Origin of the sequence: Streptomyces sindenensis (assembly GCF_014649035.1) — a bacterium.
Taxonomy (GTDB): Bacteria; Actinomycetota; Actinomycetes; order Streptomycetales; family Streptomycetaceae; genus Streptomyces; species Streptomyces sindenensis.
In genome coordinates this window covers 35139-50290 of sequence record NZ_BMSG01000018.1, presented here as the reverse complement: position 1 = coordinate 50290, position 15152 = coordinate 35139, and the positions used below count along the sequence as shown (strand labels likewise).

General features: G+C 72.0%; 15 protein-coding genes, 2 tRNA genes and 1 pseudogene. 12 read left to right on the top strand and 6 right to left on the bottom strand.

What is annotated here, in order from left to right; genetic code table 11:
• The first annotated feature begins 63 nt into the window (after positions 1-63).
• From IE145_RS20070 to IE145_RS20060, 3 genes are all read left to right on the top strand, one after another.
• Complete coding sequence (locus IE145_RS20070; protein ID WP_073216185.1) at positions 64-405, top strand: DUF8844 domain-containing protein; 342 nt, start codon at positions 64-66, stop codon at positions 403-405.
• 267 nt (positions 406-672) lie between these two features.
• Complete coding sequence (locus IE145_RS20065) at positions 673-1371, top strand: bifunctional DNA primase/polymerase (protein WP_189526796.1); 699 nt, start codon at positions 673-675, stop codon at positions 1369-1371.
• Positions 1362-1435 (top strand) — tRNA-Lys (locus IE145_RS20060). The genes IE145_RS20065 and IE145_RS20060 overlap by 10 nt, the downstream gene beginning before the upstream one ends.
• Before the next feature lie 64 nt (positions 1436-1499).
• On the opposite strand, the gene IE145_RS20055 is transcribed toward IE145_RS20060, so the two are convergent.
• On the bottom strand, positions 1500-2741 hold the full coding sequence (locus IE145_RS20055) for a M6 family metalloprotease domain-containing protein (protein WP_189526795.1): 1242 nt from the start codon (positions 2739-2741) through the stop codon (positions 1500-1502).
• A gap of 386 nt (positions 2742-3127) precedes the next feature.
• Here IE145_RS20055 and IE145_RS20050 point away from each other — a divergent pair, with 386 nt between their 5' ends.
• Positions 3128-5092, top strand: coding sequence for a putative bifunctional diguanylate cyclase/phosphodiesterase (locus tag IE145_RS20050; protein ID WP_189526794.1), 1965 nt, complete (start codon positions 3128-3130; stop codon positions 5090-5092).
• 62 nt (positions 5093-5154) lie between these two features.
• Here the strand turns inward: IE145_RS20050 and IE145_RS20045 are convergent, their stop codons facing one another.
• The gene (locus IE145_RS20045; RefSeq protein ID WP_189526793.1) at positions 5155-6294 is read right to left on the bottom strand and encodes an LLM class flavin-dependent oxidoreductase; all 1140 of its coding nucleotides are present in this window, start codon (positions 6292-6294) and stop codon (positions 5155-5157) included.
• Between the two features lie 219 nt (positions 6295-6513).
• Complete coding sequence (locus IE145_RS20040) at positions 6514-7278, bottom strand: maleate cis-trans isomerase family protein (protein WP_189526792.1); 765 nt, start codon at positions 7276-7278, stop codon at positions 6514-6516.
• 322 nt (positions 7279-7600) lie between these two features.
• On the opposite strand from IE145_RS20040, the gene IE145_RS20035 reads away from it, so the two are divergent.
• Positions 7601-8608 carry a D-2-hydroxyacid dehydrogenase gene (locus tag IE145_RS20035; protein ID WP_189526791.1) on the top strand — a complete coding sequence of 336 codons (1008 nt, stop codon included), beginning with the start codon at positions 7601-7603 and terminating at the stop codon, positions 8606-8608.
• On the opposite strand, the gene kilB is transcribed toward IE145_RS20035, so the two are convergent.
• Positions 8598-9065 carry a plasmid transfer protein KilB gene (gene kilB, locus IE145_RS20030; protein ID WP_189526790.1) on the bottom strand — a complete coding sequence of 156 codons (468 nt, stop codon included), beginning with the start codon at positions 9063-9065 and terminating at the stop codon, positions 8598-8600. The genes IE145_RS20035 and kilB overlap by 11 nt on opposite strands.
• Before the next feature lie 222 nt (positions 9066-9287).
• Between kilB and ehuB the strand changes: the two genes are divergently transcribed.
• From ehuB to IE145_RS19995, 7 genes are all read left to right on the top strand, one after another.
• Complete coding sequence (ehuB, locus tag IE145_RS20025; RefSeq protein ID WP_189526788.1) at positions 9288-10190, top strand: ectoine/hydroxyectoine ABC transporter substrate-binding protein EhuB; 903 nt, start codon at positions 9288-9290, stop codon at positions 10188-10190.
• Between the two features lie 22 nt (positions 10191-10212).
• The gene (gene ehuC / locus IE145_RS20020) at positions 10213-10944 is read left to right on the top strand and encodes an ectoine/hydroxyectoine ABC transporter permease subunit EhuC (RefSeq protein WP_189526786.1); all 732 of its coding nucleotides are present in this window, start codon (positions 10213-10215) and stop codon (positions 10942-10944) included.
• Complete coding sequence (ehuD, locus tag IE145_RS20015; protein ID WP_189526784.1) at positions 10941-11585, top strand: ectoine/hydroxyectoine ABC transporter permease subunit EhuD; 645 nt, start codon at positions 10941-10943, stop codon at positions 11583-11585. Before ehuC ends, ehuD begins: the two co-directional genes overlap by 4 nt.
• Entirely contained in the window at positions 11575-12432 is an 858-nt protein-coding gene (gene ehuA / locus IE145_RS20010; RefSeq protein WP_189526782.1) for an ectoine/hydroxyectoine ABC transporter ATP-binding protein EhuA, read from the top strand. Before ehuD ends, ehuA begins: the two co-directional genes overlap by 11 nt.
• A gap of 167 nt (positions 12433-12599) precedes the next feature.
• Positions 12600-13358 carry an IclR family transcriptional regulator gene (locus IE145_RS20005; protein ID WP_189526780.1) on the top strand — a complete coding sequence of 253 codons (759 nt, stop codon included), beginning with the start codon at positions 12600-12602 and terminating at the stop codon, positions 13356-13358.
• Positions 13359-13398: 40 nt separating this feature from the next.
• Positions 13399-13950, top strand: coding sequence for a hypothetical protein (locus IE145_RS20000; protein WP_189526778.1), 552 nt, complete (start codon positions 13399-13401; stop codon positions 13948-13950).
• 86 nt (positions 13951-14036) lie between these two features.
• A tRNA-Lys gene (locus tag IE145_RS19995) sits at positions 14037-14110 on the top strand.
• A gap of 181 nt (positions 14111-14291) precedes the next feature.
• Here the strand turns inward: IE145_RS19995 and IE145_RS19990 are convergent.
• Positions 14292-14480: pseudogene (locus IE145_RS19990) on the bottom strand (acyl-CoA synthetase); the annotation flags it as partial.
• A 23-nt stretch (positions 14481-14503) separates the two neighbouring features.
• The gene (locus tag IE145_RS19985) at positions 14504-15094 is read right to left on the bottom strand and encodes a lytic polysaccharide monooxygenase auxiliary activity family 9 protein (RefSeq protein ID WP_189526776.1); all 591 of its coding nucleotides are present in this window, start codon (positions 15092-15094) and stop codon (positions 14504-14506) included.
• Positions 15095-15152 lie beyond the last annotated feature (58 nt).

Here is a 15152-nt window from a genome sequence, read left to right as displayed (position 1 = left end):
GCCCTTGCGCGGGGTTGGACAATGGAGGGTGGCCGTCCTGGCCGTGCGAGGGAGGAACAGCACATGACAGAGTCCGAGCGGAACGAACGGCAGCGGCTGCGCCCCGCGCCGCTGCTCTTCGAGCCGTCTCAGGCCACGGCGGACCCGGAGCACTTCTTCGACCTGGAGTCGATGGAGGACCCCCGTGAGCTGCTGGCCCGGGCGACCGAGCTGACGCAGGCGTTCCGGGCGGCGACGGACCGGTCGGTGGAGTTCCAGGCGATGGCGGCGGCGCAGCTCGCCGACCCGCGCCGGTTCGACCGGCTGACCGCGGCGGACGTGGCGGAGCGCGCGGAGTGGACCGAGGACTACGCGAAGAAGATGATCGAGTTCGGCCGCTCGCTGCTGGACTCCCCGAGAGCCTGACGCGCTGGACGCCCCGGAGCCTGCCGTACGGGACGGGACGGGCCCAGGCGCTCCGGGTCCTGCGGGGTCTGCGAGTCCTCCGGGGTCTGCGGGTCCTGCGGGACTGATGTGGTCCATGGGGCGGCCGGGGCAGGTGTTGCGCCGTAAGGCCGGGGGTCAGGTCCCGTGGCATATTCCGGCGCGCAAGATACCCCTCCCCCTCCTCGCCTGTCCCGGATTCCGGCAACTCTCGGAATCAGTTCCGTCACTCCCGGTAGACCTTGCTCCATGAGCGCATGGCTGAAAGACACAACGACCCTGCAGGCCGGTGCCGCCGTCGCGCACCACGGCGTCGACATCTTCGCCTTGCTGCGGGACCAGACCGGATCGCAGGCCGCCCAGGTCACGGCGGCCGGCGCCGCCTGGCTGGCCGGGGCGACGCCCTACCCGCGCAGCACGCTCGCCCAGTGGGAGGAGCGCCCCACGGCCCCCGGGGTGCTGCCCTGCGGTTCCGCCTTCGACGTGGTGAACGTACCCGCGCTGTTCGGTCGGCGGATGCTGGAGCGGCTCTGGGCGGAGGGTCCCGGCTCCGGTCCGGTCGCCACGCACCGGGGCCGGATGCTGCTGTTCGCGGCCCCGGGAACGGCCCAGCGACTGCCCTCGCTGCTCGCCTGGGAGGAGTGGGGAACCGGCGGTTTCGAGGAGTCCGGAGGCGCCGGGGACGGGCGCGGGCCGGTGCCGCCCCTGCTCTGCCACGGCACCGGGGACGCCGTGACCGTACCGCCGCTGACCTGCGGGTCGTCGGACGGCGGGCCGCGCTGGGTGGTCGCCCCCGACACCCGCAACCCCTGGCTGCCGGGTCCCGATGTGCTGCTCTGGGCGTGTGTGCGGGTGAGCCGGTCCGCCTCCTCGCGGGCTGCCGCACCGTCGATTTTTCCTCGGACGGATCCGGGTGCTAATGTCTACGACGTCAGCAGGCGCCGTTAGCTCAGTTGGTTAGAGCAGCTGACTCTTAATCAGCGGGTCCGGGGTTCGAGTCCCTGACGGCGCACAGACGGAAGAAGCCCCTCGCGAAAGCGGGGGGCTTCTTCGTGTGCGGCACCGGCGGAGAGGCTTCAGACTCCGGTGGTGATCCGGACGGTCCAGGAGCCGGACAGGGTACGGTCGGCGACCTCGACGCGGGTGCCGGCGCCCGGGACGGTGAAGGTCTCGCCGACCCGGAGCGGGGCGTCGGCCAGCGGCGGGTAGACCGAGCGCTCCCAGCAGGCACCGGTCTCGGGGTGGGCGTCGACGACCTCGACGGGTCCGCCGCCGGAGGCCGTCCCGCTGCGGACGCGGTAGATCAGGATGCCCTCGGCGCAGGTCTCCCGGTCGTTGCCGGTGGCGCTGCGGGCCTCGATGGCCAGGGCGCTCTCGGCTCCGGTACGGACGACGGCGAGCCGGGTCCCGATCGACCCGCCGGGCACCGGGGCGGCGGCGACCGGTTCCAGGGTGAGGTCGGCCGAGCCCTGGACGCAGACGACCTGCCGGCCGCCGAGCCAGCCGAGCTTCCACTTGTGCCAGCCGAACAGGTCGGGGGCGAGGCCGAACTGGCTGCCCATGACGTCCCAGTCGCCGACGTAGGTGTCCCAGTCGCCCTTGCCGTCGGTGGGCCGGTGGTAGAGGTCGGCGAGGTCGAAGACGTGCCCGGTCTCGTGGGCGAGGACGTTGCGGTCGGGCGGGTGCTGCTCGAAGACCGTGACGACGCGCCGGATGTCATGGCCGTCGGCGCGCAGCGGCCGGTCGAAGTTGACGACCTTCGTGGCGTCGGAGTCCACGCCGGGGGCGTCCGGGTCGGCCACCAGATAGACGACGTCGTACCGGGAGAAGTCCACCTCGGGGTCGGCGGCGGCGACGGCGTCCCGCAGATAGGCGGTGCGCCGCTCGGCGTTCCAGTCGCGCTCTATGGCGTACCAGGTGGAGTCGCGGGGCATCTGCGTCCAGGTCCGCTGCGGATGCGGGCGCAGGGTGAACCGGCCGTAGCTGGCGCGCTCGAAGAAGCGCGTGGTGGACGGGAAGTGGTCGGCGGTGAGTTCCTCGGGGGTGAGCACGGGCTCGGAGTCCGGGAAGGACAGGAAGATCATGACCGCGTCGAGACCCCGGTCGGGGCGCGGATAGGCCGCGTTCCAGGTGTGCAGGCCGAGCGAGTGGTGGGCCGCCGTCCGGGGCAGGGCGCAGGGCGTGGCGTCGCCCGGGGCGGCCGCGGCGGGACCCGCGACGAGGGACATGGCGGCGAGCGCCAGGAGGGAGGTCGCGGCGGCGGCCAGACTGCGCAGGGGCGGCCGCGGGTCTCCCCCGGGTCCGCGACGGCACGGCACATCGACCTCCGGGTGAGGAAACTCGGTCCATCCCGTCCACCCTGTGCCGCATCACCACGCCACGCCCTGTTGTGCTGCCCCACACGGGTCAGCGGCAAAAATCACCACCCACACCTTCACGGAACGTCACCGTCGGTCGGTCCGGTCGACCGATACAACAGATCCGCACAGAAACGACCAGGATCGGGCAAAGCGGAATGCTCGCTCCCGCTCACTTCCGGCCGCGCGCGATGGCCCGGACCGGACCGCGAGCTGGAACGCCCGACGCGCCACCCTCTATGCTTCACCACGCTTTCCCGCGTGGAACGGGCCCCTTCACGGGACCACCACCCGGTGGCCAGTCCGACCCCACCAGTTCACAACGACCTTCACAGCGGGAGCGAGCGGTGAGCGGAACCTCCGAAGGGCCGAGGGCCTCGGCAGGCACGGCCCCGGGCGCACCCGCCCCGGCGGTCACGGAGCGTCATACGGCCGTCCCCGCCGAGAGCGGTCCCGCCCGGACCGCTTCCACCCGGACCGGTTCCGCCCGGACCGATTCCACCCGGACCGATTCCGCCCGGACCGGTCCCGGCGCGGGCGACGCCGGTTCCATCGCCTCCGAGCTGCGCGACTACCGCGCGGCGTTCAACGCCGCCACGCTGCCCATGGGCGTCGTCGACGGCCGGGGCCAGATCGTGCGGGCCAACGAGGCGCTGGGCGGACTGCTGGGGGCCCCGGCGGCGGTCCTCGCCGGGCGGCAGGCGTACGAACTGCTCGACCTCGCCACCGACGACCGCACCTGGCACGCGTACCGCGAGGTCCTCCTCGGCCGCCGCTCCCGGTTCCGCTGCACGCGCCGCCTCAAGCACCCCGACGGGCGCTCCCTGTGGGCCGAGATCACCGTCGTACCGATGACGGGGGCCTCGGCGGCGGAGTCCGCCCGGGTGCTCCTGACGGTCGCGGACGTCAGCGACCGCCGGGAGCTCCAGGAGCGGCTGCGCCACCTCCAGATGCACGACCCGGTGACCCGGCTGCCCAACCGGACGCTGTTCTTCGAGCGCCTCGCCTCGACCCTGGAGACCCCGCCGTACCAGGACGACTCCCTGCCGCCCCGGCAGCACACCCGGATCGGCCTCTGCTACCTGGACCTGGACGGCTTCAAGGCGATCAACGACACCCTCGGCCACCGCACCGGGGACCGGCTGCTGGCGGCCGTCGCCGCGCGGCTCACCGACTGCGCCGAGAACGACGCCTCCCGCAACGCCGGGGGCAACCGGCTGGTGGCGCGCCTGGGCGGCGACGAGTTCGCGATCCTGGTCGAGGACTCGGCCGGCACCCAGGAGCTGACCGACCTGGCCCGCTCCGTGCTCGCCGCGCTCCAGCAGCCGTTCGACCTGGCGGGCCAGCGGCTCTCGGTCTCCGCGTCGATCGGCGTGGTCGAGCGGATCGCGGCCGGCACCTCGCCCACCGGGCTGATGCAGGCCGCCGACACCACGCTGTACTGGGCGAAGGCGGACGGCCGGGCCCGCTGGACCCTGTTCGACCCCGAGCGCAACGCCCACCGCATGACCCGGCAGTCCCTCTCCTCGACGCTCCGGCCCGCCGTGAAGCGCGGCGAGTTCACGCTGGAGTACCAGCCGCTGGTCGGGATGGCGGACGGGGTGCTGCGCGGGGTCGAGGCGCTGGTGCGCTGGAACCATCCCCAGTTCGGCGTGCTGCCGCCGAATCGGTTCGTCCAGATCGCCGAGGAGGACGGTTCGATCGTCCAGCTCGGCCGGTGGGTGCTGCGCACCGCGTGCCGGCAGGCGCGGCGCTGGCAGCTGGACCACCCGGACGAGCCGCCGCTGTTCATCAGCGTCAACGTCGCCGTACGGCAGGTCTGGGACTCCGACCTGGTGGCCGACGTGGCGCAGATCCTGGCCGAGACCGAGCTCGCCCCCGGGCTGCTCCAGCTGGAGCTGACCGAGTCGGCGGTGATGGGCTCCGGGGGGCGCCCGCTGAGAGCACTCCAGGCGCTGAGCGACATGGGCGTCCGGATCGCCATCGACGATTTCGGGACGGGCTATTCGAACCTCGCCTACCTCAGCAGGCTGCCCGTCTCCGTACTGAAGCTGGACGGGGCGTTCGTGAAGGGCTTCCGGTACGAGGACGGTACGCATCCGAGCCCGGCCGACGAAACGATCGTGGAGGCCATGGTGCAGCTGGCGCACCGCCTGGGCCTGACCGTCACCGCGGAGTGCGTGGAGACGGCCGGGCAGGCGGAGCGGCTGCGGCGGATCGGCTGCGACACCGGGCAGGGCTGGCTGTACTCGCGGGCCGTGGCGCCGGAGCAGATCGCCGGGCTGATCGGGTCCCGGCCGCTGGAGGGCTGACCGGGGACCCCCACGGTCCACGGCGCGGTCGGCAGGTCCTACGAGGCGGCGGGCGGTTCCTATCAGGCTGTGGGCAGGCCGTACGCGTCCGCGATCAGGCCGTAGCTGCGCAGTCGCGCGTCCCCGCCGTGCGCGTTGGCGGTGATCATCAGCTCGTCGGCGCCGGTGCGCTTGGCCAGGGCGTCCAGGCCGCTGCGGACCTCGTCGGCGGTGCCGTGGACGACGTTGCCCAGCCAGCCGTCGACGAACTCCCGCTCCATCGGAGAGAAGTCGTACGCCTCCGCCTCCTCCGGGCTCGGGATCAGCCCGGGGCGGCCGGTGCGCAGCCGGACCATGGACAGGGCCCCGGTGAGCACCTGGCGGCGGGCCTCGCGCTCGTCGTCGGCGGCCAGCGCCGAGACCCCGATCAGGGCGTACGGGGCGTCCAGCACGGCGGAGGGCCGGAAGGACTCGCGGTACAGGTCGAGCGCCGGGACGGTGTTCTGCGCCGAGAAGTGGTGCGCGAAGGCGAAGGGCAGCCCGAGCGTCCCGGCCAGCCGCGCGCTGAAGCCGGAGGAGCCCAGCAGCCAGACGGGCGGCCGGTGCGCGGACTGCACCCCGCCGGGGGACGTCGCCTGGACCGGGCCCGGTACGGCGTGGATCCGGGCGTACGGATGCCCGTCCGGGAAGTCGTCGTCCAGGAAGCGGATCAGCTCCATGAGCTGCTGCGGAAAATCATCGGCCCCCTCGTTGAGCCGGTCCGTACGCCGCAGCGCCGCCGCCGTCGCACCGTCCGTGCCCGGGGCCCGGCCGAGACCGAGGTCGATCCGGCCCGGGGCCATCGCCTCCAGGGTGCCGAACTGCTCGGCGATCACCAGCGGGGCGTGGTTGGGCAGCATCACCCCGCCGGAGCCGAGGCGGATGCGCTCGGTGTGAGCGGCGATGTGCGCCAGGATCACGGCCGGGGACGACGAGGCGACCCCGGGCATGGAGTGGTGCTCGGCGACCCAGAAGCGGTGGAAGCCGCGGCTCTCGGTGAGCTTCGCGATCTCCACGCTCGTGCGCAGGGCCTGCGTCGCCGTGCGGCCCTGCCCCACGGTGACCAGGTCGAGGACGGACAGCGGAACGGTCGCCGTCCCGGCTGCGGCGCCCCGGATCCCGTCACCGTCGGCCGCCCGGCCGCTCCCGTCGCCGCTGGTCTCGTCGCGTCGGATGTCGTCCACGTTGTCGGCCTCTCCCGGTGCTGCTGTCGTCCGTACGTCTGTATATCGGAGGAGTACAACAGGAGGCCGACTCCGCTTTATTCCCGACGGGCGCAAGCTCGCCCCGGCGCGAGCCCGCCACGGCGCGTTCCCTACGGGCGCAAGGTCGCCCCGGCGCGCTCACGTCGGGCCCGGGCTCGCGCGGCACGTTCCCGATGCGTCCGGGGCGGACGCGGCGCGCTACTCCCGTACCTCGATGCCCTTCGGCTCCAGCTGCCGCAGCACCGGCTCGCGGGTGGCGAACAGGGTGCCGAGCGGGGGCGCCCAGGTCCGGCGGTCGGCGAGGCGCAGCCCCTCCCAGACGGTGACCTGGTTCGCGGTGAGCACGGGCTTGCCGATCAGCTCCTCCAGCTCGGGGAGGTACGCGGTGGTGTGCAGGGAGGTGTCCGGGACCAGCACCACCTCGGCGTCCGGGTGGTCCGCCTCGCGCACCAGCCGCTTCACCTCGTCCGGACCCCAGGATCCGGCCTCGGCCGACGAGTCGGCCCCGCCGGACGCGGTGGCCACCACCTCGATGCCCGCCGACGCCAGGAACGCGGCGAAGAGCCCGGTGACGTCGTCCGGGTAGGGCGCGGCGACGGCGACCCGACGGGCGCCCAGCTCCCGTACCGCGTGGCCGAAGCCGACGGAGGTGCTGGAGGCGGGCAGCCCGGCCGCCCGGGCGAGCGTGGCGATCTGCTCGTGGGCACCCTCCCAGCCCTGCCCGAAGCTCCCGCCGCTGGAGGCCCAGATCAGCGCCTCGGCCCCGGCCAGGCGCAGCTCCTCGACCCCCTCGGCGAGCCGGTCGGGGTCGCCCTGCTCACGCAGGGCGTCGGCGCGGTAGACGTCCTCGCCGGCCTCGGTGGAGAACAGGGGCAGCCGGATGTCGGTGTCGAGCAGGATCTCGGTCCGTGGGAAGTCGTCCTCGGCGGCGTGGCCCGGGTAGAGAAGTCCTACGGTCGTCATGTCCACCCTTCCTGTACGTCGACGGCTCGCCGCGCGGCGGGCGGGTCCCCTCGCCGGATCGCGGCGGGCGGGCCCCATCGCGGATTCCCGGCGGGCGCCCCGTCACGGGACGGCCCGGAGGCCGCCGCGACCCTCCGGACGCTCCGGCGACCGTGACCGCGCGACCGGTCACTCTTGCCCCGACTTGTTCCCAGTATTCCCCCGGGCGGCCACCGGGGCGCGCGGCCGGGCGTCGTTGACGCGGCGGTGAGCTACTGCGAGCGTGGGCGGTCGATCTTGTCCGTTCCGTCTTGTCCGTTCCGCCGCGGAGGGCCGACCACCCATGCCGGATCCCGTCCTGCTCGTCCTCGACGCCGACCCCTCCCCGCGGCTCGGCCGGCTCACCGGCCGGGCGGACGTGCGGTACGCGGACGCCGCCACGCTCGCCGAGCGGCTCCCGGCGGCCGATGTGCTGCTGGTGTGGGACTTCACGTCGGACGCCGTACGGGACGCCTGGCCGGGTCCGGGGCGGCGGCCGCGCTGGGTGCACACGGCGAGCGCGGGGGTGGACCGGCTGCTCTGCCCGGAGCTGGTCGCCTCGGACACCGTCCTGACCAACGCGCGGGGGATCTTCGAGCGGCCGATCGCGGAGTACGTGGCGGGCCTGGTGCTGGCGATGGCCAAGGACCTCCCCGGCACCCTCGCCCTCCAGCGGGAACGGCGCTGGCACCACCGCGAGGGGCAGCGCGTGGCCGGCTCCCGGGCGGTGGTCGTCGGCGCGGGTCCCATCGGCCGGGAGATCACCCGGCTGCTGCACGGCCTCGGGGTCACCGTGGCCCTGGTGGGGCGGACCGCCCGGCGCACCATCCACGGGGCGGAGGATCTGGACCGGCTGGCGGCGCGGGCGGACTGGGTGATCGCGGCGGCCCCGCTGACGGAGTCGACGCGCGGGATGTTCGACTCCCGCTTCTTCGGGCTGCTCCAGCCGTCGGCGCGCTTCATCAACGTGGGGCGCGGGGCGAGCGTGGTGCAGGCCGACCTGGTGGACGCGTTGAACCGCCGCTGGTTCGCGGGCGCGGCGCTCGATGTGTTCGAGGACGAACCGCTGGACCCGGACAGCCCGTTGTGGGACGTGCCGGGGCTGCTGGTCTCACCGCACCTGAGCGGGGACACGGTGGGGTGGCGCGACCGGCTGGGCGAGCAGTTCGTCGCGCTGTACGAACGCTGGGCGCGCGGCGAGCCGTTGCCCAACGTCGTCGACAAGGAACGCGGTTACGTCCCCTCCCCGGACCTCGACCGGCCCCCCGGCCCCGACGAACTCGGCAACGCGCCCGACGGGCTCACCGGGTGAGCGGCGCGGCCCGGACGACGAACGCCTCGATGGCTTCCCTGGCCGCGGCGTCCAACGCGTCGTGCTCGGCCTGGTCCTGGGCGGTCGAGACGTCCCGCGTGCGCCGGTAGGCCTCTTCCGCGGCGCCGGCCACCTCCGGGTCGTCGGTGAGCAGTTTGACCCGGTAGAGCACCTGCCGGGTGGCGGTGCGCAGCCGGTGGGCCTCGTCGCGCGCCTCGACGAACGCGTCGGAGACGTGGCTCTGCCCCCGGCGATACCAGCGGCCCGCCTGCCCGTGCCGGTACTCCTCCGCCGCGGCGGCGAACGCGCTGTAGGTGGCCGTGCGTTCCTGCCGGAGCGCCTCGGACCGGGAGAACCTCTCCGTGCGCGCGGCGGTGAGGCGTTGGAAGAGGTGCGTGACCACGGCTCCCAGGAGCGTTCCCCCGACCGCGACGACGCTTGTCCATATGGCGACCATGGCCCCAGCTGATCACAGAAGTGGCGGACGCGGCGTCATGAATCCTCCGCCGCGGGGAACACGCCCCGCGCATCTCCGGTCGCACTCCGCCTTCTCCGGGCACGGGAAGGTCTCCTTCCGGCCACTGTTGGGTTACATGCATCCGGCTACCCGCATAGACGTACGGGAGCGGGCAGGCGCTCACCCTGTCCGGACTGTTCGACCTCCAGGAGATTGCGAACCATGGCTGAATTCCCGAACCTGTCCCGCCGGGGTTTCCTCAACGGAACGGCGGCCGTGGGCGGCCTCCTCGTCGTTCCCGGCCTCCTCACCGCGTGCAGCAAGACCGACTCCGGCTCCGCGACCGGCGAGGGCGCCCTGGAGAAGCTCCGTAAGCAGGGCTTCGTGCGGGTGGCGTACGCCAACGAGGCCCCGTACGGCTACCTGGAGGGCAAGGAGCTCAAGGGCGAGGCCCCGACGCTGCACCGCGAGATCTTCCAGGCCCTCGGGGTGGACGAGCTCAAGCCGACGCTCTCCGAGTGGGACGGGCTGATCCCGGGGCTCCAGGCCGGGAAGTACGACGTGGTCAGCGCGGGCATGGCCATCACGCCGGAGCGCTGCGGCAACGCGATCTTCTCCGAGCCGGAGTTCATCTCGCCGACCGCGCTGATGGTGAAGAAGGGCAACCCGAAGAAGCTCACCGACCTGGACTCGGCGAAGGAGGCGGGGGTCACGATCGGCGTGATGTCCGGTGCGGTCGAGGGCAGTTACGCCAAGGGCGCGGGCATCCCCGAGGGCAAGATCAAGACGCTCCAGAAGCCGCAGGACGGGGCGGACGCGGTCAAGGGCGGCCGGATCGACGCGTTCCTGCTCACCGGTATCTCGCTGCGCTGGCTGGCGAAGACCAACCCGGAGACCGAGGTCACCGAGGCGTTCGTGCCGAAGCTGGACGGCAAGGAGCAGTTCTCGCCGGGCGGGGCGGTGTTCCGCAAGGGCAACGAGGACCTGCGGGACTCCTTCAACCGCGAGCTGAAGAAGATCGTCTCCGACCGCTCGCGCTATGTGCAGCTGCTGGAGCCGTACGGCTTCGGGGAGACGGAGATCCCGCCGGCGGACCTGAAGACGGCGGACCTGTGCAAGGGCTGACGGGGCGGGCGGGGACGCACGCATGAATGACTTCTTCTCCCTCCTCGTCGAGGAGCTCCCCCAGGTCCGCTCGGGCCTGTGGGTGACGCTCCAGGCCACGGTCCTGGGCGCGCTGCTGGCCGGAGTGCTGGCCTTCGCGCTCGGGCTCATGGCGGGCAGCAGGCTGCTCCTGGCCCGCGGCTTCTCCCGGGTGGTCGTGGAGTTCTTCCGGGGCACCTCCCTCTACATCCAGCTGTTCTGGCTCTACTACGCGATGCCGCTGCTGACCGGCTACGAACTGGAGCCGTTGATCTGCGGGGTGGTCGCGTTCGGCCTCAACTTCGGTGCGTACGGCGCCGAAGTGGTGCGGGGAGCCATCAACTCCGTACCGCGCGGGCAGTACGAGGCGGCGATCGCCCTCAACCTGAGTCCGGCCAGGCGGCTGTGGAAGGTGATCCTGCCGCAGGCGTGGGTGCAGATGATCCCGAGCTTCACCAACCTGCTGATCCAGTTGCTGAAGGCGACCCCGCTGCTGTGGCTGATCTCGGCCGCCGATCTGATGACGGTGGTGCAGCAGCTGCGCGACCGTACCGGTGAGACGGTGACCGCCTATCTGACCCTGCTGGCCGCCTACTTCGTGCTGGCCTACGCGCTGACGATGCTGATGAACCTGCTGGAGCGGAGCGCCAAGCGGCGGCTCGGCCTGGCCACCGGCGCGAAGAGCCTGTTCAAGAGCCGCAGCGCGTCCACGACCGCCGTGGGAGGTACCCGATGAACGACGGCTTCGACTGGGACGCCGCCGGCGAGTCCCTGCCGCTCCTGCTGGAGGGGTTCCGGGTCACCCTGCTCGCGACCGTCCTCGGCACCCTGGTGGCGGCCGTGCTGGGGCTGGTCGTCGCGATGGCCGGGCGGGCGCCCAGCAGGTTCGTGACGGTCCCGGTGCGCGTCGTGACGGAGTTCGTCCGCTCCACCCCGCTGCTGGTGCAGCTGGTCGGTGCGGCGGCTCTGTTCAACACGGTGGAGCCGCTGTACATCGGCATCGCGGTGCTGGGGGTCCACTACGCCGCGTACACCTCCGAGGTCTACCGGGCCGGGATCGACGGGGTGCCGAAGGGCCAGTGGGAGGCGTGCCGCGCGCTGTCGCTCTCGCCCCGGCGCACCTGGCAGGCCGTGATCCTGCCGCAGGCGGTGCGCAATGTGCTGCCCGCGCTCGGGAACTACGCGATCTCGATGTTCAAGGAGACGCCGTTCCTCGCCGTGATCACGGTGCAGGAGATGGTCTTCGAGGCCCGGAAGTACGGGGCCGACCACTTCGCCTACACCGAGGTGTTCACCCTCGCCGGCCTGATCTTCCTGGTCGCGAGCTACCCCACGTCGCTGTTGATGAGAAAGCTGGAGAAGCGCCTTGGCCACTGAACCCCTCCCCCTGAAGAAGACGGAGTCGTCCGGGCCGGCCGCCGCTCCCGAGGACGCCGTACCGGCCGCGGCCCGCACCGGTGAGCCGCTGGTGCGGTTCGACAAGGTGGTCAAGCGCTACGGCGACCATGTGGTCCTGGACGAGCTGGACTTCACCGTCGACCGCGGCGAGCACGTCACCCTGATCGGGCCCAGCGGCTCGGGCAAGACCACGATCCTGCGGCTGCTGATGACGCTGGAGAAGGTCAGCGGCGGCGTGATCTGGGTCGACGGCTCACCGCTGACCCACGTCCGCACCCCGGACGGTTCGCTGAAGCCGGCGGGCGAGAAGCAGTTGCGCGAGTCCCGGAAGAAGATCGGGATGGTCTTCCAGCAGTTCAACCTCTTCCCGAACATGAAGGTGATCGAGAACATCACCGAGGCCCCGGTCAGCGTGCTCGGCAAGAGCCGCGAGGAGGCGGAGGTCCGGGCCCGGGAGCTGCTGGACCTGGTCGGGCTCTCGGCGAAGGTCGACGCCCACCCCTCCCAGCTCTCCGGCGGCCAGCAGCAGCGGGTGGCGATCGCGCGGGCGCTGGCGATGGAGCCGGAGATCCTGCTGCTGGACGAGGTGACCTCGGCGCTCGACCCGGAGCTGGTGGCGGGCGTGCTGGAGCTGCTGGAGGACATCGCCCGCAACACCGACATCACCATGGTCTGTGTGACCCATGAGATGAACTTCGCCCGGGACGTCTCGGAGAAGGTGCTGATGTTCGACGCGGGACGGGTCGTGGAGTCCGGATCCCCGGAAAAAATCTTCTCGGATCCGTCACACGAACGTACGCGCGAGTTCCTCAACGCGGTGCTGTGACCTCGCCGGTTCCCCACCGCCCATGACGGTGGCATATGCCAGACGGGTGCGCCCCAGATGACAGCTCCGGGGCGCCCCTACTGACTCGTCAACTGCCGCCCCACGGGGGCCTCCCGGCGGCTATCGTGGGGCGAAAGCTTGCGGTCACAACCTGGTAGGGGGACACCGTGGCATTGAAGCCCGAGCCGACCGCGCCGTTCCATTCGGTGCAGTACGCCCTGCGCGTGCTCGAATCGGTCTCCAAGCACGGCAACGGTGTGACCGATGCCCAGATCTCCCGCGAGACGGGGCTGCCGACCGGCCACCTCGCCTCCCTCCTGCTCACGCTGCGCCGCGAGGGGTATGTGGAGCAGGTCGGCGACGGCGCGTACGTCATCGGCGCGTCCCTGCTGCTGCTCGGCTCCGGGGCGGCCCGCCGCCAGGCCCTGGAGGACCGCCTCCGGCTCACCCTGTCCGAGCTGCGCGACTCCGTCGGCGCGGCCGTCTACCTCAGCCGCTATGTGGACGGTGAGGTCAGTGTGACCCAGGTCGCGGACGGACCGCTCACCCCCGCGGTCAACGAGTGGGTGGACTTCCGCTCCTCGGCGCACGCCAGCGCGGTCGGCAAGTGCCTGCTGGCCCAGCTCGACCACGACGGGCGGCGCGACCACATCTCCCGGCACCGGACGGCCCGGCTCACCTCGCGGACGATCACCGACGAGAAGATCCTCTTCTCCCAGCTGGACGCCCAGTCCGCCACGGTTCCGGTGCTGGACCTCCAGGAGTACGCGGTGGGCACCGTCTGCGCGGCCGTGCCGCTGACGGCCGGCTCCGCCGCGGGCTGCCTCGCCCTGTCGCTGCCGATCGAGGACGCGCACCGACTGCGGTCGGCGGCCGAGACACTGAGCCGCCGGGCGGCGCCGGTCCTGCTGTCGCTGGCGCTGTAGCGTCCGGGCACCGGACGGCGCAGGCAGTAACCTCACCGTCATGTACGCACCGGTACCCGCGCTGAACCTCCTGAAGGAGTTCGAGGACAGCGTCGACGACTACTTCACTCCCGGCTTCGAGCTGATCCCGTTCGGCGAGGACGACGCCGGATATCCGCAGCTCTCCGACCACATCCGGCCCTTCGCGCAGGCCAACGACTCCGGCTCGACCTACGCGATCTGGCTGCGGGACGAGCGCACCGACCTCGCCACGCTGCCGGTGCTCCTCCTCGGCGACGAGGGGGGCGTCCATGTGGTGGCCCGCGATCTGCCCGAGCTGCTGCGCATCCTCGCCTCCGGCTGGGAGCCGATGTGCGGCTGGGACCGCCTGGACTACTTCGACGAGCGCGAGGAGGAGGGCGGCGGCGACGGGAACGGCCGCTGCCCGGAGAACCCCGCGTTCCGGGCCTGGCTGCGCGACCGCTTCGGCCTGGAGGCCGCCGAGGATCCGAACGAGATCGCCCGGTCGGCGGGCGAGGAGCTGCGGGAGCCGTTCGCCGCCTGGATCGGGCCGCTGATCCCGGACGCGGTGGGCGGGCACAGGACGGCTTAGGCGGGGCTTGGGCGGGCTCCGGGGGGTCCCGGGCGGAGGGTGTCATCAGCACCCCTCGGGACCAGGTATTATTTTCGAGTCAGCAGGCGCCGTTAGCTCAGTTGGTTAGAGCAGCTGACTCTTAATCAGCGGGTCCGGGGTTCGAGTCCCTGACGGCGCACGACACACAGTGGGCGGTCTCCTTCGCGGAGACCGCCCACTGTGTTTCCCGCGCTCATGACGCTCCGCCCTCCTCCTCGTACCGGGTGAGCGGGCACCGAGACCTCCGGTCCCTGTCCGCCCGTCGGCCGGAACGCATGAGCGGGTCCAAGACCCACTCATGCGTTCCGGCCGGAAACGGCGTGGTCGAGCAGGACGCCGGGGTGCGGTACGCCGCCGCGTGGCCGCAGATCCGCGAGGAGCGCCGCCCGCGCGGCGGCGCCCTCGACCACCTGGTGATGACTGAGCACGGTGGGGCCGTGCTTCAGGGCGGACCGGTGGTCACCCCATTGACGGCGTACGAGCTCCGCGACGGTGCCGGTACTCCTCATGGCGCCGCACGACCACCGGAGCGTCAGAACTTGACGTCGGAGCAGGCGTAGAACGCGTTGGTGGTGTCCGCGACATTCCACACGGCGAGGATGATGTGCTTGCCGCTCTTCTGGGTGGGGATCGTGCCCTGGTGGGTCAGGGTGGACGGCGGCTGCTGGTTGCCGTAGGGCACGGTCATGAAGGGCTGCGATTCGAGCGCGGCACGGGTGAGCGGCTTGGTGGGGTCCCAGCCGTTCTTGGTGATGTAGTAGCGGAAGTCGCTGGTCCGGTGCCGGGCGGTGAACTGCCAGCGGAAGCTGTAGCCCTGTCCGCCGGTGACCTGGGTGGCGGGCCAGTTGCCGCCACGCGGGTCGTCGAGCTGGGCGAACTGTCCGTTGCCGCCGGAGCAGATCTTGCCGTCCGCCGGTCCTGCCGCCGGGAAGCCCTTGGGGCCCTCGACGCTCTGCGGCTCCCACTGGATGTTGCCGCAGCCGGTCACCGTGCCGTTGGCACAGAGTTTCTGACGGCTGATCGGGGAGTCCGTGTAGCCGTGGCTGCTGGCGCTGGGGGCCGCGAGCACCGAAGCGCCCGCTATCGCCAGGCCGATCACGGCCGCGCTTGCCTTTTTCCGCATGGGCTGTCGCTCCTCTAGAACGTGGGGGAGGTTCCATGAGCATTGCTCGACTGCTGCG

Excerpts from the sequence above, each read along its gene's own strand:
- IE145_RS20070 (WP_073216185.1), top strand. The coding sequence starts at position 64 with ATGACAGAGTCCGAGCGGAACGAACGGCAGCGGCTGCGCCCCGCGCCG.
- IE145_RS20065 (WP_189526796.1), top strand. The coding sequence starts at position 673 with ATGAGCGCATGGCTGAAAGACACAACGACCCTGCAGGCCGGTGCCGCC.
- IE145_RS20040 (WP_189526792.1), bottom strand. The coding sequence starts at position 7,278 with ATGACGACCGTAGGACTTCTCTACCCGGGCCACGCCGCCGAGGACGAC.
- IE145_RS20035 (WP_189526791.1), top strand. The coding sequence starts at position 7,601 with ATGCCGGATCCCGTCCTGCTCGTCCTCGACGCCGACCCCTCCCCGCGG.
- kilB (WP_189526790.1), bottom strand. The coding sequence starts at position 9,065 with ATGGTCGCCATATGGACAAGCGTCGTCGCGGTCGGGGGAACGCTCCTG.
- ehuB (WP_189526788.1), top strand. The coding sequence starts at position 9,288 with ATGGCTGAATTCCCGAACCTGTCCCGCCGGGGTTTCCTCAACGGAACG.
- ehuC (WP_189526786.1), top strand. The coding sequence starts at position 10,213 with ATGAATGACTTCTTCTCCCTCCTCGTCGAGGAGCTCCCCCAGGTCCGC.
- ehuD (WP_189526784.1), top strand. The coding sequence starts at position 10,941 with ATGAACGACGGCTTCGACTGGGACGCCGCCGGCGAGTCCCTGCCGCTC.
- IE145_RS20000 (WP_189526778.1), top strand. The coding sequence starts at position 13,399 with ATGTACGCACCGGTACCCGCGCTGAACCTCCTGAAGGAGTTCGAGGAC.
- IE145_RS19985 (WP_189526776.1), bottom strand. The coding sequence starts at position 15,094 with ATGCGGAAAAAGGCAAGCGCGGCCGTGATCGGCCTGGCGATAGCGGGC.